Source organism: Microbacterium resistens (assembly GCF_021172025.1).
GTDB lineage: Bacteria > Actinomycetota > Actinomycetes > Actinomycetales > Microbacteriaceae > Microbacterium > Microbacterium resistens.
In genome coordinates this window covers 3,334,943-3,355,282 of the sequence record NZ_CP082781.1, presented here as the reverse complement: position 1 = coordinate 3,355,282, position 20,340 = coordinate 3,334,943, and the positions used below count along the sequence as shown (strand labels likewise).

The following is a 20,340-nucleotide window of genomic DNA, read 5'->3' as shown; positions in this document are numbered from 1 at the left end:
CGATGACCGATCCGCAGCTCTGGCTCTCCGTCCTGGAGATCGGCAGCTTCTTCGGGCTGATCGCCCTCGCCTACCAGCTCACCCTGATCGGCGCCGGCTTCTTCAACTTCGCGATCGGCCCGTACGCGATGACGGCGGCGCTGGGCGCCTCCTGGTTCGTCATCGAGGTGGACCTGCCGGTGTGGCTGGGCGTGCTCGTGGGGCTGCTGGCGGCGATGGCGGTGAGCGCCCTGACGGAGCTCCTCGTCGTGCGCCCCGTGCAGCGGCGGTCGGGGCGGGGCGAGCTCCCCGCCCTGGTCGCCGTCACCGCGGTGCTCTTCATCGTCCAGCAGGGCGCCGGCACGGTCTTCGGGCGCCGCGCTCTCCCCGGGCAGAACATCGCACCGTTCGGGCCGTGGCAGCTCGGCCCCGTGCACGTCCCCGGCAGCAGCGTGCTGCTGATCGCCGTCACCGCGGCGGTCTTCGTCCTCGTCTCGATCTGGATGCGCCAGAGCCGGACCGGCCGCCTGCTGCGCGCCGTCGGCGACAACCGGGACGCCGCGCGACTGCTGGGCCTCCCGGTCGGACGCATCCGCCTGATCGCGTTCCTGCTGGCCGGCCTCATCGCCGGGATCGCCGGGATCCTGTACGCGCCCAAGAGCGGCGTCGGCTTCACCAGCGGCCTGTCCTGGACGCTGGTGGGATTCCTCGCCCTGGTCCTCGGCGGGACGGGACGCACCTGGGCGCCGCTGGTGGGCGGCCTCCTGCTCGGGGCGATCCAGGTCTTCGCGCCGTTCTACTTCGGCAGCCTCGGCCCGACGACGATGGTGCTCGTCATCGCGCTGCTGTTCTTCGCCCTGCGACCGCAGGGCATGTTCGCGACGAAGGTGAGGCTATGACCGACCGTTCGCTCGCCGTCCGCGAGACCGCCTCTCCCCGCACCGTCCCCGACGGCGGTGCACGCTGGCGGCGACTGCTGCCTCCCGCGCTCGCCGTGCTCGGTGCCGGTCTCCTGCTCGCCTGGGCCGGTGGGAGCGGGTTCAAACAGGACCTCCTCGTGCTCGTGGCGGTCTACGCGCTCATCGCGCTCGGGATGTACATCCCGTTCGTGCTGGCCGGGTCGCTGTCCATGGCGTACGCCGCGTACGCCGCGATCGGCGGCTACGCCGTGGCGATCATCGCCACGAAGACGGACCTGCCGGTCATCCTCGGATGGGTGCTGGGCCCGGCGGTGTCCGCGCTCGTGGCCACGATCCTGAGCCTGCTCACCCGGCGCCTCAGCGGCTTCTACCTCGCGGCGGTCACCCTGCTGTTCAGCCTCGCGTTCGAGCCGTGGCTCATCGAGGCGAAGGAGCTCACCGGCGGATCCGGCGGGATCGGCGGGATCCCGGCACCGGTCCTGTTCGGCTGGGAGCCGCCGCGCCCGCTGCTGGTGGCCGGCGCGCTCCTCCTGGTGATCGTCGTCACCGTCCTCGTCGAGCGCGTGCGCACCGGGTCCTGGGGCGTGATCGTCCGCACGATGCGCGACGTCCCGTCCGCCGTCGAGGCCGCCGGGGTCCGCACCACCACGCTGACGACCGTCGCGCTCGCCGTCGGCGCCGCCGTCGCCTCGCTCGCCGGCGCCCTCTTCGCGAGCTTCGTGCTCAGCATCACCCCGGAGACCTTCACCCTGTCGATCGTGTTCATGGCGATCTTCATCCCCCTGATCGGCGGGCAGGGAAGCGCCTGGGGCTGTGCGGTCGGCGCGATCATCGTGGTCCAGCTGACCCTGAACATGCCGGGGTTCGAGGGGTCGGGGCAGCTCGTGCTCGCGATCGGCGTGCTGCTGATCCTGCTCGTCGCCCCGGCGGGCCTGCTCGGCTACGCCCGGCGGCTCCTCGCGGGGATCCGCTCCCGACGCGCACGAGGAGGCTCCGATGTCGCCTGATCCGATCCTGTCCGGAGACGGCCTGTCCAAGGCCTACGGCGGGCTCGTCGCTCTCGAGGACGTGTCCTTCTCCGTCGCACGCGGCGAGATCCTGGGGCTGGTCGGCCCCAACGGCGCGGGCAAGACGACCCTCGTGGACCTCATCACCGGGATCCAGGGCGCCGATCGCGGGACGCTCACGCTCGACGGCGCGCGTCTGGGCGGTCCGCCCGCCTCCCGCGCCCGCCGCGGACTGGCCCGCACGTTCCAGCATCCGCACCTCGCCCTCGACCTCACCGTCCAGGAGAACCTCCTCGTCGGCGCGGCCGCGCACCGGTTCGCCTCGACCTGGCGCATGGTCTGGGGCGTGGTGACCGACGGCGTCCGCCACCGGCGCGAGGAGACGGATCGCACGCTCGCGGTCGCCGAGGAGCTGGGCGTGCCCCACCTGGACCAGATGTGCGCGAACCTCTCCCTCGGCGAGCAGCGCCTCGTGGAGGTGGCCAGGGCCCTGGCGCAGGACCCCCTGGTGATGCTGCTGGACGAGCCGTTCGCGGGGGCCGACGCCGGCTCCGTGGCCGGCATCATCGACGCCATCCGGCAGGTGCAGCAGCGCGGCCACGCGGTGATCCTGGTCGATCACAACGTGGATCTGCTCACGTCCCTGGCCGACCGGGTGATGCTGCTGGCCCAGGGACGACGGGTCTTCTCCGGCACGCCGGCCGAATGCCTGGCGAGCGCGGAGATGCAGCGGGTGTACTTCGGCACGGGCGGGGAGGAGGCCGCATGAGCGCGGATCTCGTGGTCGACGGACTGCACGTCTCCTACGGGAAGGCGACCGCGGTCGAGAACGCGTCACTGCACGCCCCGGCGGGCACCGTCACGGCGGTGGTGGGACCGAACGGCGCGGGCAAGTCGAGCCTCGCCCTGGGGCTGTACGGCTCGGTGGCCGCGACCGGCGGGATCCGGCTCGGCGACGAGGACCTCTCCGGGCGAAGCCCCATCCAGCGAGCCAGGGCCGGTCTCGCGATCGTCCCGCAGGGGCGCCAGCTCTTCCCCAAGCTCACCGTGCGGGACAACCTGCTCGTGTCCGCGGAGATCCTCGGCCTCGGCCGCGCCGCGGTGGACGCCGCCCTCGACCGCTTTCCGGTGCTCCGTGAGCGCCAGGGGCGCCTCGCGGGGGTCCTGTCCGGCGGCGAGCAGCAGATGCTCGTGGTCAGCCGGGCCCTCATGGGGGAGCCGCGCTGCCTGATCCTGGACGAGATGACCACGGGGCTGGCCCCGCAGATCGTCGGACAGCTCGTGGACACCGTCCGGGCCATCGCCGCGCAGGGCGCGGCCGTGGTGCTGTTCGATCCCGCCATCGGCGCCCTGCGCCGCGCGATCGACCGCGGGCACGTGCTGCTGCGCGCCCAGCTGGGCGCGCCCTTTGAAGACGTCGACGCGCTGGACGCCGGCTACCGCCAGGCCATGGGCGTCATCCACGAGGAAATGGAGTCGGAATGACCGCCGTGACGACCGTCGACGCCGAGACCGTCGCCGAGTTCACCCGCCGGGGGTGGTGGGGCGACCGGAGCGTCGCCGACCACGTGGCCGCACAGGCGGCGCGCGTCCCGGACCGGATCGCGTACCTCGTCGGGGACGTCGCGCTGACGTGGGCGGAGTACGACGCACAGGTCGACGACCTCGCCCGCGTGCTGACCGCCCTGCTCCCCCGGGGCGCCCGGTTCGGGATGCTCCTGCCCGACGGCACGGAGTTCCACGTCGCGCTCTGCGCCGCCGAGCGCAGCGGCACCGTCGCCGTGGGCATGGGCGCCCGGTCCGGCCGGTCCGAGATCCATCACCTGATGACGGCGTCCGGCGCCCGCGTCCTGGTGATGCGCCCCTCGCACCGCGGACGAAGCGCGCGGGAGCACCTGGAGGAGCTCCGTGCGGACGGCGCGGCGGTGGACCTGCTCGTGGAGGTGGACGCCGCCGGGCCCGTGCGCGTCGTGCGCGCGGCGGCGGACGGCTACCGCGAGGAGGAGCCGATCCGAGCGGACCTCGCCGAGACGCGCGCCCGCGCTCTCGGCCCGAACGACCTGTCCATGCTCAACTCGACGTCCGGGACGACGGGCCGGCCCAAGCTCGTCACGCAGTTCGCGAACCGCTGGCTGCACTTCAGCGAGCTCGCGTTCGCCGCCGCCGACTTCTCGGAGGACGACGTGATGCTCGGCGCCGTGCCCGGGCCGTTCGGGTTCGGGCTGTGGACGGCTCACTACGCCCCGGCCATGCTCGGGATGACCACGGTGCTCATGGAGCGCTTCGACGCGGACGAGATGATCCGCCTGCTCGATCGGCACCGGGTCACGATCCTCGCCTGCGTGGCCACCCAGTTCAAGATGATGCTGGATGCGCCCTCGCTCGACCGCGTGGGACCACTGGCGCTGCGCGCCATGTTCACCGGTGGCGAGGCGGTGTCCGCGGAACGGGCCGCCCAGTTCGAGGATCGTGTGGGGGCGGCCGTCCTCCAGTTCTACGGCTCCAACGAGTCCGGCGCCATCAGCGCCACCACCCTGCGGGACTCGCAGGAGCGGCGGCTGCGCACGGCCGGCCGGGTGTTCCCGCACGTGGACATGCGGCTGTACGACGACGCAGGGCGCGACATCACCGACACCGGAGGACCGGGGCGGCCCGGGGTGACCGGACCGACGATCTGCCTCGGATACTACGGCGACCCCGCGGCCGACGCAGAGCTGTTCCATGACGGCCATCTGATGATGCCGGACCTCGTCGAGGTGGACGAGGAGGGGTACCTCCGCGTGGTCGGCCGCACGACGGATCTCATCATCCGCGGAGGGAAGAACATCTCGGCGATCGAGGTGGAGGAGGTCGTCGAGGCCCACCCGTCGGTCGTCATGGCCTCGGCGGTGCCGGTCCCGGATCCTCTCTTCGGCGAGCGCATCGGTGTGGCCGTCACGCTGCGTGCACCGCTCACGCTCGCCGGGCTCGTCGACGCGCTGACCGCGCGCGGCGTGTCGAAGCACCTGTTCCCGGAGCGTCTCGTGGTCCTCGACGAGCTCCCCCGCGCGGCGGGCGGCAAGGTCGCGAAGGGACGCGTCCGGGAGATCGTCGCGGGGTGCGAGTCCGCCGAGACCGATCTGCGCGACCGGGGTGCGGCATGACCGCGGCCCGCGTTCCCGGAGAGGTCGTCGTCTCGGGGCTCGCCTTCCCGGAGGGGCCCCGCTGGCATCGCGACGCCCTGTACTTCTCGGACGTCCACTCCCACCAGGTGCTGCGCTGGCGGGCGGGGACGCTGGAGGTCGTCGCGCACGTGCCGGGCCGCCCGTCCGGGCTGGGATTCCTCGACGAGGAGACGCTCCTCGTCTCGTCCCAGGAGGATCGTCGCGTCCACCGTGTCGACCTCCGCACACCGGGGGCGCCGCCGGTGGTCCACGCCGATCTCGGCCGCGTCGCGACCTGGCACCTGAACGACCTGCTCACCGACGCCCGCGGGCGCGCCTACGTCGGCAACTACGGCGACGGCGCCCCGCCTGGTGAGCCGATCGCTCCCGCCGCCCTCGCCCTCGTGGACGTCGACGGATCCGTGCGCGCCGTGGCCGACGAGCTGTTCTTCCCCAACGGCATGGCCCTGCTCGACGAGGGGCGCACGCTCGTCGTCGCTGAGACCCGGAGCGAGCCGGGGCGGCTGACGGCCTTCGACGTCTCGGCGGACGGTTCGCTCCGCGGCCGACGGACGCTCATCGCGTTCACGGGACAGTGGCCGGACGGCATCGCGGCGGACCGGCACGGGACGCTGTGGGTGGCCTGCCCGTTCGACGCCGAGGTGCTGCGGGTCTCCGCGGACGGCCGGATCGTCGGGCGCGTGGCGGTGCCGGATCCCTACGCCGTCGCGATCGGCGGGGACGACGGCACCGACCTGTTCGTGGCGACGGCGGACACGTGGGTTCCGGAGGAGGCCGCCGTCGTCCGTTCGGGGCGGATCCTGGTGTTCCGGGGCGTCGCCGCCGACGCCCCTCGCTAGGCGGCCCGCCCCTCCCTCTCCCCTCCCCCGCGCCTCCCGCGGCATTCGCGCGATCACCACGGGAACGCGCGATCACCGCGGGAGGGTGCGAATGCCGCGGCAGGGTGCGAATGCTGCGGGAGGGCGCGAGCCCCGGGGCAGGACCTGGGCAGGCCCCGTCTCGCTCGGTCGACGACCGGCGATCAGGCCGCGGCGCCGAAGTAGGCCTTCTGCAGCTCCTCCAGCGTGACCGTCGAGGCCGCCCCGGACAGCACCGTCCGGCCCATCTCGATCACGCTCACCTCGTCGGCGATGGCGACGGAGTCCTGGACCGCCTGCTCGACGAGGAGGATCCCGAGACCGGTCTGCTTCAGGGCGTGCACGCGCTCCATCACCTCCTTGACGATGACGGGCGCGAGCCCCTGGCTCGGCTCGTCCAGGATCAGCAGCTTCGGGCGGGCCATCAGCGCCTGCCCGATCGCGAGCATCTGCTGCTGCCCTCCGGACATGCTGGCCGCCGCGAGCCCCCGTTTGGCGGCGAGGATCGGGAACAGGTCGTAGATCTCCGGCAGCGTGTCGATCAGCGCACGCTTCCCGACGCGCCGGGAGAACCCGCCGAGGAGGAGGTTCTGCTCCACGGTGAGCTCGTGGAAGACGCGCTTGCCCTCCTGGACGTAGGAGATCCCCCGTGCGACACGCTTGTGCGGAGCGTCCTCCAGCGGCGCGCCGAGGTAGCGGACCGTGCCGCCGGCGGTGCGGTTGAGGCCGGAGATCGCGCGCAGCGTCGTGGTCTTGCCCGCTCCGTTGCGGCCGAGCAGCACGGTGATCTGGCCCGCGCGGACGGTCAGCGACACGTCGCGGACAACCCGCAGATCGCCGTATCCCGTCTGCAGGTTCGAGACCTCCAGCAGCACGTCGTCAGTCATCGCCCTCTCCTGCCGTGACGGCCGCATCGTGCTCGACGGAGACCCCGAGGTACTCCTCCATCACGCGCGGGTTGCTCTCGATCTGCTCCGGGGAGCCGTGCGCCATCACCGTGCCCTGCGCGAGCACGTAGATGTCGTCGGCCAGGCGCAGCACCAGTTGGAAGTTGTGCTCCACGAGCACGACGGTCATGCCCGCCGCGCGGAGCCGGACGATCAGGCCCTCCAGGACCTCCAGCTCGTCCTCGTCCAGGCCCGACGCCACCTCGTCCAGCAGCAGCACCTTCGGGGAGGCGGCCAGGCTCCGTGCCACCTCGAGCAGCCGGCGCTGGCCGAGCGGGAGCGAGTCGGCCAGTTCGTCACGCTGCCCGTCCAGTCCCACGAGGGCCAGGGCGCGCTCGGCGCCATCGCGGTCCGCACGGTCCACCCTGCGGTAGCGCGGCAGACGCAGGACCGAGGAGAGCACGCTCACCCGGTCGCCGGCGTAGCGTCCGGCGAGGACGGCTTCGAAGACGGTCAGCTTCTCCGGGATGTTCGGGGTCTGGAACGTGCGGGACACGCCGCTGCGGGCGACGCGGTAGCTGGGCAGCCCCTGGATCTGCTCGCCGTCGAGCAGGATCGTCCCAGCGTCGGTCCGGTAGAAGCCCGAGACCATGTTCAGCAGGGTGGTCTTGCCGGAGCCGTTGGGCCCGATGACCGCCGTCACGGCACCCGGTCGAGCCACGACGCTCACCTCCGCGAGGGCCCGGTTCCCGCCGAACGCCTTCGAGACCCGCTCGGTCTCGAGCACGGCTCCGGCCATGGCGGGGATCTCCCCCGCGGCGAGGGGCGCCGCCGTGACGCCCGCCGCCGCCTTCGCCGCGCGATCCGCCCGTCGGACGAGCCCTCGCAGCAGCCCCGACAGTCCGCCGGTGAACGCGACCCCTCCGATCAGGAGGAAGGCGCCCGAGATGATCAGGCCGAACTGCTGGAAGTTCGTGGCCTGGTTCATCCCGAACTGGAGCACGGCTGCCCCGGCCAGGGCCCCGTAGACGCTCGCGGACCCGCCGAAGATCGACGCGGCGAGCACCGTCATCGCGAACGAGAAGGCGAAGGCCTCCGGGGAGATGAACAGGTCCAGGTTGGCGAAGAGCACGCCGGCGAGACCGGCCGGCACGGCGCCGAGCGCGTACGCGGTGAGCTTGGTCCGGAACACCGAGATGCCCATCGAGGACGCGAGCACCGGGCTCTGCTTGAGAACGCGCAGCGCCGTGCCGTGCCGGGAGACGACGAGGTTGCGCATCACGGCGAACCAGAGGATCGCGATGACCGCGATCACGAGGTAGTAGGTCCGCGGATCGACCATCTCGCCGAACAGCGTCGGCGGCTTGATCCCCGCCAGCCCGTTGCGTCCGCCGGTGACGTCCTTGAACATCGACAGCAGGTCGGGGACGAGGAGGATGAGGAAGAACGAGGTCATCGCCAGCGACCAGCTCCCCATCCGCAGCCCCGGGATGCCGGAGATCAGGCCGACGACGAGGGCCACCAGCGCACCGGCGACGAGCTGCAGGAGCAGGTCGGTGATCCCCGCCTTGCTCATCAGCCCCGCCGTGTAGGCGCCGGCGGCGTACATCGCGACCTGGCCCATGGCCAGCTCCCCGGCATAGCCCAGCGAGAGGTTCAGTCCGGACACGATGAGGGCGAGCAGCAGCGTCAGCTCGATCTGCCGCGTGACGGCGTAGCCGGTGCCGAGGAACGGCAGCACGAGCAGCACGGCGCCGATCGCGAGGGGCCAGATCCACCCCGGGACCGCCCGGAGTCTCAGCCAGAACGTCGCCATGTCACACCGCCCGTTCCCTGCGACGGGTGAACAGCCCCGTCGGCTTGACCATGAGGATGAGGATGAGGATCAGGAAGACGCTGAGGTTCGCGAAGTCCGATCCGATGTACCGGCTGGCCAGGGCCTCGGTGAGACCCACGATGACCCCGCCGGCGAGGGTCCCCCACAGCGATCCGAAGCCGCCGATCGCGAGGACCACGAAGCCCTTGAGCGCGAGAGAGGCCCCGAGGGTCGCGACCGCGTAGGTCTTCGGCCCCACGAAGACGCCGAGGAACCCGGCGAGCACGCCGGTGAAGACGAAGGCGATGAGCGCGAACCGGCGCACGTTCACGCCGCGCAGCTGCGCGGCCTCGCGGTCCTCGCTCATACCGAGGAGGGCCAGGCCGTTCATGCTCCGCTTGGCGTACTGGGTCAGCCCGACCACGATGAGGACGACCAGCACGACCAGCGCGATCTCGACCGGGTACATCCGCCCGCCGGCCACGGTGAGCACCTGATCGCCGAGGAAGAACGGGACCCGGCGCGGCTCGCCGCCCCAGATCACCTGCGCGACGCCCTCCATGATGATGGAGGCGCCGAGCGTGGTGACGAGCAGGTTGTGCATGTCCTTGACGGGGCGGATCGCGATGCGCTCCTCGAGCGCCGCGATGCCGCCGACGATGACGGCGGCGCCGATCGCGACCAGCCACCACGGCAGACCCATCACGGCGATGCCGAGGTAGGCGAGGAACGCGCCGAGCATCATCAGCGCCGCCTGGGCGAAGTTGAACGTCTTCTGGGAGAGGAAGACGATGTTGTAGCCGATCGCGACGAGCGCGTAGACCGCGCCGAGGGCGAGACCGGACCAGATGATCGTCATGGGTCGGGGTCCTTCCGTCACTGCTTCCTGCGCGGCGGCCCCGGATCGTCGGTCGAGGATCCGGGGCCGCCGGTCGGCGGACGCGCTCCGTTACTGGTACTGGCCGTTGACGAGCTTGCCCGGCGGGATGAAGAGGAAGTCCTCGGGCGTGACGTGCGGGGTGTGCGACTCGGCGGTGAAGCCGTAGCGAGAAAGGATCACGGTGCCCGCCGACTTCTGCACCTCCGGATCCACGAGGGCCTCGGCGAGCGCCTCGGCCTCGAGCGAGCCCGCTGACTCCGCCGCCGCCTTGAGCAGGAACATCGAGTCGTAGTTGTAGGCGAGGATCAGCGAGGACCGGATGTCTCCGGCGGCCATCATGGTCTCGACCGCCGCGTTGACCTTGTCGTCGCTCGGGTCGTGCTTCGTGCTGGTGTAGACCTGCATGGTCAGGTTCTTGACCTGGTCCGTGCCGAGGACGCCGGAGGGCGGCTCGGTCGCGATCAGCTGGGTGGCGGCCACCGAGGTGTTGCCCAGGACCGGGATGTCCCAGCCGAGCTTCTCCAGGCTCTGCAGCACGTAGCCGAGGGGCGCGCCGTACGCGTCCAGCACCAGGGCCTCGGGGTTCGTCTCCTTCAGCGCCTCGAGCTGAGCGGTCATGTCGAGGGCCGCGTTGTCGAAGCCCTGCATCCCGGTGACCTCGATGCCGGCCTCGGTGTACGCGTCCTTGGACTGCTTGCCGAAGAGCTCGCCGTACGCGCTGGACCCGTGCAGGATCGCGACCTTCGCGTAGCCGCGCTGCTCGATCTCGTGGACGAAGGAGCCGATGTAGTCGGGGACGGAGGCCGACAGATCGAAGTTGAGCGGGTTCACCGACGGGTCGCCGGACGTCGCGGTCGGGCCGATGTTGAACGAGAGGATCTGGTTCTGACCGAGGATCGGGATCGTGGCCTCGGCGACCGTGGAGGGGCCCGAGTTCATCACTGCGACGGGCTTCTCGCTGGCCAGCAGCTCGCGGAGCTTGGTGACGGCGACGGTCGGGTCCGCGGTGTCGTCGACGACCTCGATCTGGACCTCGCGCCCGAGGATGCCGCCGTCGGCGTTGATCGCATCGACGGAGGCCTTCGCGGCGGTCACGGACGTGGTGGCGTTGTCGGCCAGGACGCCCTCCGCGCCGATGCCGCCGAGGACGACGACGGTGATCGGCTCGTCGGAGCCGGGCTGTTCGGACGAGCCCTCCGCCGCCCCGCCTCCGCCGCAGCCGGCGAGGGTGAGCGACGCGGCGAGGACGCCGGCGGTCACTGCTGCGATTCGGGTGATACGCATGGAAGTGCCTTTCTCATCATTGAGCGGAGGAGCGAACGGGCAGACGCAAACCAAACGCTTGCTTGATTCAAACACATGTCAGTATTCCGGGCAAGACCGAACGGTCACTTGCTTGTGCGCGGTGATACGGTCGGGCGATGACCCCCACCGAACCGGATCCCCCTGCCCGCCCTGAACGACACGGCGTCGCCGTCGTCACCGGGGGCGGCGGCGGCATCGGCCGGGCCGTGGCGCGACGCCTCGCGGCGGACGGCCTGACCGTCTGCGTCACGCACCGCAGCGCCGCCCCGACCGATCTCCTCGACGAGCTCGGCCCGCGCGCCGTCGCGCACCGCCTGGACGTCCGCGACGCGGACGGTGCCGCCGTGCTCGCCGAGACCCTCGTCGCCGAGCACGGCGGCGTGCACACGGTCGTGCACGCCGCGGGGCCGCACGTGCCGATGAAGCATCTCTCCACGGTCACGGTGGAGCAGTTCGCGACACAGGTCGACGAGGACCTCGTCGGGTTCTTCTCGATCGCCCGCGCCTTCCTGCCCGCGCTGCGCGCATCGGCCGGATCGCTGACGGCGGTCACGAGCGCCGCGACCCGCCGGTACCCCGTGCGAGACGGGCTGTCCGCCGCCCCCAAGGGCGGCGTCGAGGCGCTCGCACGCGGACTCGCCGCGGAGGAGGGGCGGTACGGCGTGCGCGTGAACTGCGTGGGGCCCGGCATGCTCTGGGACGGGATGTCCGCACGGCTGATGGCCTCCGGGGATCTCGACGAACGCGCCCTCGAGGTCGCCCGCGGGAACATCCCGCTGCGCCGCTTCGGCACGGCCGCCGACATCGCCGAGGCGGTGGCGTTCCTCGCCTCGCCGGCCGCGGGGTTCATCACCGGCCAGAAGCTCGACGTCGACGGCGGCTTCGGAGTCTGAGCCCGCACCGCCGGGGACGCGTTTCGTCTCGTCGCTGCGCTCCTCGCTCAACGACCGAGACCCACCGGTCGTTGAGCGACACGTCGACTCGCTGCGCTCGCTCAGCGCAGGTCTCCGCGCGACGAAACGCCCCCGGGTCTCACGCCATGCCCTGCAGGCGCTCCAGCAGCCAGTCGATCCGCTCGGCCTCGTCACGGTAGAACCGGTCGGACCACTCCAGCGCGAGCGAGGAGAACCGCCACGACGGCTCGCGCAGCGCGCCCTCCGCATGCGCCGCCGCGCGGCCCGCCCGCACCAGCGCCTCGTCGCGGTACGCGACGAGGGCCCGGCGAAGGCCGTCGAGGTCGCCGTTGTGGGCGGCCCACAGGCGGAGGATGTGGGAGTGCTTGAGCACCACGGGGTCGGCGGGAACGGCGTCGGCCCAGTGCGCGATGCGTTCGCGCCCCGCCTCGGTGATCTCGTACAGCCGCCGGGATTTGGCCGCGTGCGTCTGCTCGACCCGGGAGACGGCGAGCCCCAGCCGTTCCAGGCGGCGCAGCTCGGTGTAGATCTGGCTCTGCGACGGCGCCCAGTAGAAGAAGGCCAGGCTCTGATCCGCCCAGCGTTTCACGTCGTATCCGGACAGCTCCGTCCCGAACGACAGGATCCCGAGCACCGCCCAGGTCGTCGCCGGGAGGTCCGTGTCGTCCTCGTCGATCGCCATCGCCGCCCCTCTGGAAAGATATGACTAAATGTACTATGACTGTTAGTCATATTGCCGTGACACCCCGTCATGAGCCCAGCTGATCGAAGGAGATCGGGATGGACGAGACGCGACGGCTGCTCGCCCTGCTGAACGAGACGTTCCCGGATGTGGCCGCCCTTCCGCCGCTCGAGGCGCGCGCCGCGGTCGACGCGCGGATCCGTCCGCCCGGCAACCTGGACGACGTGGCGGACGCCGAGGACCACCGCCTCGAGGTCGGGGGCCACGGCCTCCCCGTGCGCCTGTACCGACCGCACCCGGAGGATGCGATCGCGGGGGTCCCGACCACCGTCTACGCCCACGGCGGCGGCTTCCTGCACGGATCCATCGAAGGACACGACGGCTGGTGCCGCACCTGGGCGCGACGCACGGGCGGCCCCGTCGTCTCCGTCGGATACCGCAAGGCCCCCGAGCATCGGGCGCCCGCCGCGTGGGAGGACATGGTCGCCGCCGTGCGCTGGACCGTGCAGCGCGGGCACGGCGCGCACGGCATCCTGGTGGCCGGCGACAGCTCGGGCGGGAACCTCGCCGCCGGCGCGGCGGTCGCCCTCCGCGGAGATGCTGCGGTGCGCGTGCGCGGGCAGGTGCTGCTGTATCCGTTCCTGGACCCGACGATGTCCTCCGAGACGTACCGGACCCGCGCAGACGGGTACTTCATCACGGCGGCGATCCTGGCCGCGTACTGGCGGCACTACCTCGGGGCGGATCCGGCCGATCGTGCGACGCGGGACCGCGCCGCCGCCGACCCGCGCATCGCCCCCGGCGCCGCGGATCTCCGAGGGGTCGCACCCGCGATCGTGGTCACGGCCGGGCTCGACCCCCTGCACGGCGAGGGCGCCGCCTACGCCGAGCAGCTGCGCGAGGCCGGCGGCGTGGTGCTCCACCGGCACCATCCCGACCAGTTCCACGGCTTCCTCACGATCCCCGGGTACGGCCCGGCTCGCGCCGCCGCGGACATGCTGTGGGCCGACATCCGCTCCCTCTTCGCCCCGCACCGACAGGAGCACGCATGATCTCCACGCACGACCTCGTCGTCGTCGGGGCCGGGTTCGCCGGTCTCTACACGACGGTGCACGCTCGCCGCCGCGGACTCGACGTGATCGGCCTCGAAGCGGCGGACGACGTCGGCGGCACGTGGTTCTGGAACCGCTACCCGGGCGCGCGCTGCGACGTCGAGAGCATCGACTACTCCTACTCGTTCGACGACGACCTCCAGCGCGACTGGCGCTGGAGCGAGCGCTATGCGACGCAGCCCGAGATCCTCCGCTACCTGAACCACGTCGCCGACCGGTTCGACATCCGGCGGCACTACCGCTTCGGGGAGCGTGTCATCGAGGCCGTCTGGGACGACCCGGACCAGCGCTGGACCCTGCGCACCGGCTCCGGGCTCGAGGTGCGGGCGCGGTGGGTGGTGATGGCGAGCGGCTGCCTGTCGCAGCCCCTGCTGCCGGACATCCCGGGACGGGACACCTTCGCGGGGCGTGTGCTCCAGACATCGTCCTGGCCGACAGAACCGGTCGATCTCCGGGGCCTCCGCGTCGGCGTGATCGGAACCGGCTCCTCGGGCATCCAGGCGGTGCCGATCATCGCCGAACAGGCCGTCGAGCTCGTCGTCTACCAGCGGACGGCCAACTACAGCGTGCCGGCGTTCAACCGACCGATCGACGACGACGAATGGGCACGTCAGCAGGAGGGGCTCGCCCATCGCCGCGCGGTCTCGTGGCACAGCCCGGCAGGGTCCCCCTGGTCGTCGCACCCCGTGCCGTTCGCGGACGCCTCCGAGGATGAGCGCGAGCAGGTGTTCGAGGAGAGCTGGACGCGCGGCGGCGTGCTCTTCGCCAAGGCCTTCGCCGGAGTGACGACGGACCCCGTCGTCAACGACGCGGCCCGGGACTTCTTCGAGCGCAAGCTCGCCGCCACGGTGTCCGATCCCGACGTCCTCGCCGACCTCACGCCGACCGGTCACCCCCTCGGCACCAAACGCATCTGCACGGACAGCGGCTACTACGAGACCTTCGCGCTGCCGCACGTCGACCTCGTGAACCTCCGCAGGGATCCGATCACGGGGATCGAGCCGAGTGGCATCCGAACCGCGTCGGGCCTGCGCGAGCTGGACGTCATCGTCTTCGCGACGGGATTCGACGCGATGACGGGCGCCCTCACGGCGATCGACATCCGCGGGCGGGAGGGACGCGTCCTGCGGGAGGATTGGACCCGGTTCCCGGTGACCCATCTCGGCATCGGGCTGCCCGGCTACCCGAACCTGTTCCCCCTGAACGGGCCGGGCACGCCCAGCGTCCTGGCCAACATGGCTCTGACCTCGGAGCAGCAGGGCGAGTACGCGCTGCGACTCATCGACCATTGCCTCGCGCACGGTTACACGTCGGCCGAGGCGCGCGAGGACGCGGCGCAGGCGTGGACGGAGGAGACCGCCCGGGTCGCGGCCGGCACGCTGTTCGCCGGCGCGGACTCGTGGTACACCGGCGCGAACATCGAGGGCAAGGCGCGCGGCTTCCTCCCGTACATCGGCGGATTCCGCCGCTACATCGAGCACGCCGAGGAGGTCGCCGCCGAGGGCTACCGCGGCTTCGTGCTGTCCCGGCGCTGACCGCGGCGTTCCGGTATGGCGCCTCCGGACGGATGGGGCTAGGGTGCAGAGCAAACAAATGCTTGGTCGAGGAGGATCATCATGAGCACGCCCGATCTCGGGTTCACCCCCGGCGACGTCCTGCTGATCACCGGCGCCGGAAGCGGCATCGGCCGCGCCACGGCCCTGCACGCGGCTCGGCTCGGGCTGTCGGTGAGCCTGTGGGACCTGGCCCCCGCGGGCCTGGAGGAGACCGCGGCCGCGGTGCGCGATGCCGGCGGCACCGTGCACACCTGGGTCGCCGACGTAGGCGACGACGAGGCGGTACGGGCCGGCTTCGCCGACACGCGCGCCGCACTCGGCGGGATCCGGTACCTGCACAACAACGCCGGCCCCGCCTCCAGCAGCGCTCTGCCCTTCGACCAGGCGCTCGCGGTGTGCATCGGCAGCGTCCGCCGGATGACCGACGCCTGGGCCGACGATCTCCCGGCCGGGGACGCACTCCCCGCGATGGTGGCCACCACCTCGGTCGCCGGAAATCTCGTCGGCACCGACAACGCCTGGTACTCCGCGTCGAAGGCGGGGATCATGGGCTACGTGCGTCATCTCGCGGCGCATCGCGCCGAGGCGTTCCGCGCCAACGGCGTCGCGCCCGGGATGACGGACACGCCGCGTCTCGCCGGGTTCGCCGCAAGCCCGCTGGGCCGGCAGGTGCTGGAGCGGATCCCGCTGCACCGGATGGCCTCCCCGTCCGACATCGCGTGGGCGACGCTGTTCCTGCTCTCACCGCTCGCGGGATACGTCAACGGCGTCCTCCTGCCCGTCGACGGCGGCTGGACCGTGACCCAATGACGACTCCGGCGCGCACAGACGCCCCGGCACCGCCCGCCCGCCCCGCGCTGCACAGCCACGTGGTGCGCCTCACCTACGCGGACACCGACCCGGCCGGGATCCTCTACTACGCGGCCTGGTTCCCGAAGATGGAGGCCGTGCAGACGGAGTTCCTCTTCCTGCAGGGGCTCCGCCAGGACGAGCTGAAGGAGCGCTACGGGTGGTGGACCGTCTCCCGCGCCACGCAGTGCGAGTACCTGGCCGCAGCGCGGCTGCTCGACCGGATCCGCATCGATCTGCGGGTGGGTGACGTCGGAACGTCCTCCTTCCGCTTCACCCACGAGATGACCCGTGTGGACGACGGCGTCGTCGTGGCGAGGGCGTCGAACACCCTCGTGACCGTCTCGCCCGACCAGAGCACCATCCGCATCCCGGACCTGCTCCGCGAGCGCCTCACGGCGTGGGCCGCGGGGCCCGCATGAGCACGGACCCCGCGCTCCTGCGCACGGTCGCCGACCGACAGGAGATCATGCTGCTCCTCGGGCGGATCGCCCAGCTCGCCGATCACGGCGATGTGGAGGACTACCTCGACTGCTTCACGGCGGACGCGGTGTGGGACCTCGTCCACGCCACGGGGCTGCCGCTGGAGGCGGGACCCATCTCCGGACGCGAGGCGCTGCGCGAGGGCGTCCGGGAGCGCCGTGCCGCGGGGATCCAGGGACCGGGGAGCGCCACGCGACACGACGTCTCGACGATCACCGTCGAGGTCTCCGGCGACACCGCCCGCAGTCGCGCCTACTTCCGCTACTACCGGGAGACGGACGCGACGCCCGTGCTGACGGCGATGGGCGGCTACGACGACGAGCTCGTCCGGACGCCCGCGGGCTGGCGGGTCCGTCGGCGGGTCATCCGCCGGGAGTGATCCCGTACCGGGCGAACAGCTCGTCGGCTCGTCCGCTCCGCACGAGGTCGCGGTGCATCTGGGTCTGCTGCAGGGCCGAGTGCAGGGAGAAGTCGGTCAGCGCGTCCCACCCCGCGGTCCAGGTCAGACGCCGGGCGTACTGCCAGATCGGCGCGTCGCCGAGCTCGTCCGCGACGGCCGCCACCTCCGCGGTGCGCCGGAGATGATGCGCGGCGATCTGGCGGCGACGCGATCCGAGGCCGGTGAACCGGTACTCGTGCCCGGGAAGCACCTCGAAGTCGTCGAACTCGGCGAGCCGCTCCAGCGAGGACAGCAGATCGCCGAGCGGCTCGTCACCGGGGAGGGAGCCGATGCCGACCCCGGAGTTGATCTGCGGCAGGACGTGATCGCCCGTGAACAGCAGACGAGCGGCCCGGTCCGCCAGACAGACGTGCCCGCCGGTATGCCCGGGCGTCGCCACGACCTCCAGGACGCGGCCCGCCAGCCGCAGCTCGTCGCCGTCCGCCACGAGCAGGTCGGGTTCGGTGTCCTCCACGAGCGAGGGCCGGTCGAAGCCCGCCAGGAGCTCCGCGCGCCGCCCGCCGGGGACTCCCCATTCCTCCAGGCGACTCCGGTACTCGACCTCGTCCGAGGCCGACGGATGCGTCTGACGGGCCAGGACGCGGCGCTCGTTCCCGGAGAGGACCAGCGCCGCGCCGCTCTCCCGCCGGATGCCGTCCGCAGCCCCGAGGTGGTCCGGATGGAAGTGCGTCACGACGGCCGTCCGCACGTCCGCGATGCGCCGACCGCGCGCGAGGAGGGCCCGTTCGAGAGTGTCCCGCGTCCGCTCCCCGCCCCAGCCGGGATCGATCAGGTGGACGCCGTCCTCGCCGATCAGCGCATAGCTGAGCGTGGCGGGGATCCCGCCCCCGGGGATCGGCACGGGGATCGCCCACACGCCGTCCGCGACCTCCTCGACCGGGGCGGACTCCCGCCGCCTCCAGGCCTCCGCCTGCGCGGGGCTCGTCACGACGATCGGGTCCTGCGGGGGTGCGGACGGTGCGGACATGCGCCCACCCTAGCAACCGCTTGGTGCCGCGCGATAGGCTCACCCTACAAAGCGCTTGTTCGAGAGGCAGGGCATGGCCGGTTCCGCACACGGACGATCCGCGCGGCTGACCATCGGCGTCCTGGCGCTGACCGGGATGATCGCCTCGCTCCAGTTCACCCTGCTCATGCCGGCGCTGCCGCTCGTCCCGGCCGAGCTCGGCGTCCCCGCCGAGGACGCCGTCTGGCTGGTGACGATCACGCTGCTCACCGGGACTCTGGGCACCCCGGTCCTCACCCGGCTCGGGGACCTCTACGGCCGCCGCCGGATGCTGCTGCTGTCGGTCGGCCTGCTCGTCGTCGGCTCGGTCGTCGCCGCCTCCGTGCCGAGTTTCACGGCCGTGCTGATCGGCCGGGCGCTCCAGGGGACGGCGAACGCCGTGATCCCCCTCGGGATCGGGCTCATGGCGGCGCTCCTCGACCGGACCAGGGCGGTGCTGGGGATCGCCCTGATGAGCGGCACGCTGGGCATCGGGTCCGCTCTGGGTCTGGTGCTGTCCGGAGTCCTCACCGCCGCCGGCGGGCTTCCCGCGATCTTCTGGTTCTCCGCCGTGGCCGGCGTGGTCGTGGGCGGGCTCATCGCCATGACGACACGGGAGAGCCCCCGGGGCGGCCCGCAGCGCTTCGACGTGCTCGGCACCGCGCTGCTCGCCGTCGCGCTCACCGCTCTCCTCCTGCTCATCTCCAAGGGAACGTCGTGGGGCCTGACGAGCGCCGCCGGAATCGTCTGCGCCGTCGTCGCCGTCCTCGGCTTCGCGATCTGGTTCCCCTGGGAGTGGCGGCATCCCCGCCCCGTGGTCGACGTGCGCGCCGCCCTGCGCGCCCCGGTGCTGCAGATCAACATCGCCTCCTTCTTCGCCACGTTCGGCATGTTCGCGAACCATCTGCTCACCATGCAGGAGGCGCTGGGACCGGTCGAGACGAGGATGGGGCTCGGCCTGCCGGAGGTCGTCGCGGGGGCGGTGCTCGCGCCGTCGGCGGTGCTGATGATCCTGCTCGCGCCCGCCGCCGCCCGCGCGCTGTCCCGGTTCGGGGGGCGAGCGACGCTGTGCGGAGGATGCGCCGTGATGGCGGCCGCGTTCCTCTTCCGCGCCGTCGCGCACGGCGACGTGGTGCTCGTCGTCCTCGGTTCCGGTCTCGTCGGCGCGGGGATCGCGTTCGCGTTCGCCGCGATGCCCGCGCTCATCACCGAGGCGTCCCCCGCCGCGGACGTGGCCGCCGCGAACGGCGTGAACTCGCTCGTGCGCGCCCTGTCCGGCGCCGTGGCCAGCGCGGCGTTCGCGTTCGCGCTGGTGTCCTGGCCCGCGACCGCCGACCCCGACTTCCTGTCCGACACCGGCCTCACCGCCTCCCTGATCACGGTCGCGGGCTTCTCGGCCGCCGCCGGCGCCCTCGCCCTGGTCGTGCCGCGGCGCGGAGCGGCCGGGACGCGACGGTAGCGTAGGACCCGTGAGCCGTCGCCCGCTGCCCATCGATCCGCTCGCCGAGGCGAAGCGGCAGTGGCTGGCGCACGGGTGGCACGACGCCGCCGACGGCATGTCGGTGGTGATCTCGGTCATGCGGGCCCAGCAGCTCCTGCAGGCGCGGGTCGACCAGACCCTGCGCCCTTTCGGGCTGAGCTTCGCGCGCTACGAGGTGCTGCGCCTGCTCGCGTTCAGCCGGGAGGGGCACCTGCCGCTGTCGAGCGTCGTCGCCCGGCTCCAGGTGCACGCGACGAGCATGTCGAGCACCGCGGATCGCCTGGTACGCGACGGGCTCATCCGCCGCGAGCCCCACCCGCACGACGGACGCGCGGCGATGCTCGCCCTCACCGAGGAGGGGCGGGCCGTCGTGGAGCAGGCGACCTCCGCGCTCAACGCGGAGGTCTTCCGCGCGCCGGGGCTGTCCGCCGCGGACGCCGCCGACCTCGTCGCGATCGTCGCGCGCCTGCGCAAGGGCGCCGGCGACTTCGCCGACCCCCGACCGCAGCCGGATCCGCTCTGATGCCCTCCTTCGTGCTCGAACGCGACATCGCGGCGCCCGTCGCCCTCGTGTTCGGGCTGTCTCTCGACGCCGACGTGCACGTCGAGTCCATGTCCCGCCACCGGGAGCGGATCGTCGGCACCGCACCGGCCGAGCAGCTCGGCGAGGGCGACGAGATCACCTGGAGCGCGCGGCACTTCGGGATCCGCTTCCGGATGACCTCCCTCGTCCACGACGTCGACGAGCCCCACGGCTTCATCGACCACCAGGTGCGCGGCCCCTTCGCCGAGTTCCGCCACCGGCATGCGTTCACGGCGATCCCCGGGGGAACCCGCATGCGGGACGAGATCCGCTTCCGCTCGCCGTTCGGAGTGCTCGGCCGGCTCGTCGACGCGACGCTCATGGGCCGCCACCTCGAGCGGCTGATCCGGGAGCGCAACGACGTGCTCGAGCGGCGCGCGCTCGCCCTGTCGCCCGGGCTCGACGCGCCGTAGGCTGACGC

Annotated in this window: 21 protein-coding genes; 15 read left to right on the top strand and 6 right to left on the bottom strand. The window is 72.2% G+C overall.

Annotation, left to right across the window (positions count from 1 at the left end; all coding sequences use genetic code 11):
• Positions 1 to 2 precede the first annotated feature (2 nt).
• Genes K8F61_RS15850 through K8F61_RS15825 form a run of 6 tightly spaced genes read left to right on the top strand, consistent with a single transcriptional unit; the run spans position 3 to position 5,909 of the window.
• Positions 3 to 878, top strand: a complete 876-nt coding sequence (locus K8F61_RS15850) for a branched-chain amino acid ABC transporter permease (protein WP_231819809.1) — start codon at positions 3 to 5, stop codon at positions 876 to 878.
• Positions 875 to 1,906, top strand: coding sequence for a branched-chain amino acid ABC transporter permease (locus K8F61_RS15845; protein ID WP_084344255.1), 1,032 nt, complete (start codon positions 875 to 877; stop codon positions 1,904 to 1,906). The genes K8F61_RS15850 and K8F61_RS15845 overlap by 4 nt, the downstream gene beginning before the upstream one ends.
• Positions 1,896 to 2,675, top strand: coding sequence for an ABC transporter ATP-binding protein (locus K8F61_RS15840; RefSeq protein ID WP_231819808.1), 780 nt, complete (start codon positions 1,896 to 1,898; stop codon positions 2,673 to 2,675). The genes K8F61_RS15845 and K8F61_RS15840 overlap by 11 nt, the downstream gene beginning before the upstream one ends.
• On the top strand, positions 2,672 to 3,391 hold the full coding sequence (locus K8F61_RS15835) for an ATP-binding cassette domain-containing protein (RefSeq protein WP_231819807.1): 720 nt from the start codon (positions 2,672 to 2,674) through the stop codon (positions 3,389 to 3,391). The genes K8F61_RS15840 and K8F61_RS15835 overlap by 4 nt, the downstream gene beginning before the upstream one ends.
• Entirely contained in the window at positions 3,388 to 5,049 is a 1,662-nt protein-coding gene (locus K8F61_RS15830) for a class I adenylate-forming enzyme family protein (RefSeq protein WP_231819806.1), read from the top strand. The genes K8F61_RS15835 and K8F61_RS15830 overlap by 4 nt, the downstream gene beginning before the upstream one ends.
• Positions 5,046 to 5,909: an SMP-30/gluconolactonase/LRE family protein gene (locus K8F61_RS15825; protein ID WP_219086406.1), complete on the top strand. Its 864-nt coding sequence runs from the start codon at positions 5,046 to 5,048 to the stop codon at positions 5,907 to 5,909. The genes K8F61_RS15830 and K8F61_RS15825 overlap by 4 nt, the downstream gene beginning before the upstream one ends.
• Positions 5,910 to 6,091: 182 nt before the next feature.
• On the opposite strand, the gene K8F61_RS15820 is transcribed toward K8F61_RS15825, so the two are convergent.
• The 4 genes from K8F61_RS15820 to K8F61_RS15805 all read right to left on the bottom strand — a co-directional run bounded on the left by K8F61_RS15820 (position 6,092) and on the right by K8F61_RS15805 (position 10,794).
• Positions 6,092 to 6,814: an ABC transporter ATP-binding protein gene (locus tag K8F61_RS15820; protein ID WP_231819805.1), complete on the bottom strand. Its 723-nt coding sequence runs from the start codon at positions 6,812 to 6,814 to the stop codon at positions 6,092 to 6,094.
• Positions 6,807 to 8,630 (bottom strand): branched-chain amino acid ABC transporter ATP-binding protein/permease, encoded by a 1,824-nt coding sequence (locus tag K8F61_RS15815; RefSeq protein WP_231819804.1) that lies wholly within the window; start codon positions 8,628 to 8,630, stop codon positions 6,807 to 6,809. Before K8F61_RS15815 ends, K8F61_RS15820 begins: the two co-directional genes overlap by 8 nt.
• Before the next feature lies 1 nt (position 8,631).
• Positions 8,632 to 9,489: a branched-chain amino acid ABC transporter permease gene (locus tag K8F61_RS15810; protein ID WP_219086954.1), complete on the bottom strand. Its 858-nt coding sequence runs from the start codon at positions 9,487 to 9,489 to the stop codon at positions 8,632 to 8,634.
• 90 nt (positions 9,490 to 9,579) lie between these two features.
• Positions 9,580 to 10,794 carry an ABC transporter substrate-binding protein gene (locus K8F61_RS15805; RefSeq protein ID WP_231819803.1) on the bottom strand — a complete coding sequence of 405 codons (1,215 nt, stop codon included), beginning with the start codon at positions 10,792 to 10,794 and terminating at the stop codon, positions 9,580 to 9,582.
• A 137-nt stretch (positions 10,795 to 10,931) separates the two neighbouring features.
• Between K8F61_RS15805 and K8F61_RS15800 the strand changes: the two genes are divergently transcribed.
• The gene (locus tag K8F61_RS15800) at positions 10,932 to 11,708 is read left to right on the top strand and encodes an SDR family NAD(P)-dependent oxidoreductase (RefSeq protein WP_219086953.1); all 777 of its coding nucleotides are present in this window, start codon (positions 10,932 to 10,934) and stop codon (positions 11,706 to 11,708) included.
• 139 nt (positions 11,709 to 11,847) lie between these two features.
• On the opposite strand, the gene K8F61_RS15795 is transcribed toward K8F61_RS15800, so the two are convergent.
• On the bottom strand, positions 11,848 to 12,411 hold the full coding sequence (locus K8F61_RS15795; protein WP_219086952.1) for a PadR family transcriptional regulator: 564 nt from the start codon (positions 12,409 to 12,411) through the stop codon (positions 11,848 to 11,850).
• Between the two features lie 98 nt (positions 12,412 to 12,509).
• On the opposite strand from K8F61_RS15795, the gene K8F61_RS15790 reads away from it, so the two are divergent.
• From K8F61_RS15790 to K8F61_RS15770, 5 genes are all read left to right on the top strand, one after another.
• The gene (locus K8F61_RS15790) at positions 12,510 to 13,463 is read left to right on the top strand and encodes an alpha/beta hydrolase (protein ID WP_231819802.1); all 954 of its coding nucleotides are present in this window, start codon (positions 12,510 to 12,512) and stop codon (positions 13,461 to 13,463) included.
• On the top strand, positions 13,460 to 15,058 hold the full coding sequence (locus tag K8F61_RS15785) for a flavin-containing monooxygenase (protein WP_231819801.1): 1,599 nt from the start codon (positions 13,460 to 13,462) through the stop codon (positions 15,056 to 15,058). Before K8F61_RS15790 ends, K8F61_RS15785 begins: the two co-directional genes overlap by 4 nt.
• An 81-nt stretch (positions 15,059 to 15,139) precedes the next feature.
• Positions 15,140 to 15,889: an SDR family NAD(P)-dependent oxidoreductase gene (locus K8F61_RS15780; RefSeq protein WP_231819800.1), complete on the top strand. Its 750-nt coding sequence runs from the start codon at positions 15,140 to 15,142 to the stop codon at positions 15,887 to 15,889.
• Positions 15,886 to 16,350 carry an acyl-CoA thioesterase gene (locus K8F61_RS15775; protein ID WP_231819799.1) on the top strand — a complete coding sequence of 155 codons (465 nt, stop codon included), beginning with the start codon at positions 15,886 to 15,888 and terminating at the stop codon, positions 16,348 to 16,350. The genes K8F61_RS15780 and K8F61_RS15775 overlap by 4 nt, the downstream gene beginning before the upstream one ends.
• Positions 16,347 to 16,790, top strand: coding sequence for a nuclear transport factor 2 family protein (locus tag K8F61_RS15770; protein ID WP_157517845.1), 444 nt, complete (start codon positions 16,347 to 16,349; stop codon positions 16,788 to 16,790). Before K8F61_RS15775 ends, K8F61_RS15770 begins: the two co-directional genes overlap by 4 nt.
• Here K8F61_RS15770 and K8F61_RS15765 read toward each other — a convergent pair.
• Positions 16,774 to 17,838 carry an MBL fold metallo-hydrolase gene (locus K8F61_RS15765; protein ID WP_231819798.1) on the bottom strand — a complete coding sequence of 355 codons (1,065 nt, stop codon included), beginning with the start codon at positions 17,836 to 17,838 and terminating at the stop codon, positions 16,774 to 16,776. The two genes, K8F61_RS15770 and K8F61_RS15765, sit on opposite strands and share 17 nt — an antisense overlap.
• 73 nt (positions 17,839 to 17,911) lie before the next feature.
• Between K8F61_RS15765 and K8F61_RS15760 the strand changes: the two genes are divergently transcribed.
• The 3 genes from K8F61_RS15760 to K8F61_RS15750 are packed head-to-tail and all read left to right on the top strand — an operon-like array spanning position 17,912 to position 20,332.
• Positions 17,912 to 19,315 (top strand): MFS transporter, encoded by a 1,404-nt coding sequence (locus K8F61_RS15760; protein WP_067242500.1) that lies wholly within the window; start codon positions 17,912 to 17,914, stop codon positions 19,313 to 19,315.
• 10 nt (positions 19,316 to 19,325) lie between these two features.
• Positions 19,326 to 19,859 (top strand): MarR family winged helix-turn-helix transcriptional regulator, encoded by a 534-nt coding sequence (locus K8F61_RS15755; protein ID WP_067242503.1) that lies wholly within the window; start codon positions 19,326 to 19,328, stop codon positions 19,857 to 19,859.
• Complete coding sequence (locus K8F61_RS15750) at positions 19,859 to 20,332, top strand: SRPBCC family protein (protein ID WP_067242506.1); 474 nt, start codon at positions 19,859 to 19,861, stop codon at positions 20,330 to 20,332. Before K8F61_RS15755 ends, K8F61_RS15750 begins: the two co-directional genes overlap by 1 nt.
• The last annotated feature ends 8 nt before the right edge of the window (positions 20,333 to 20,340 follow it).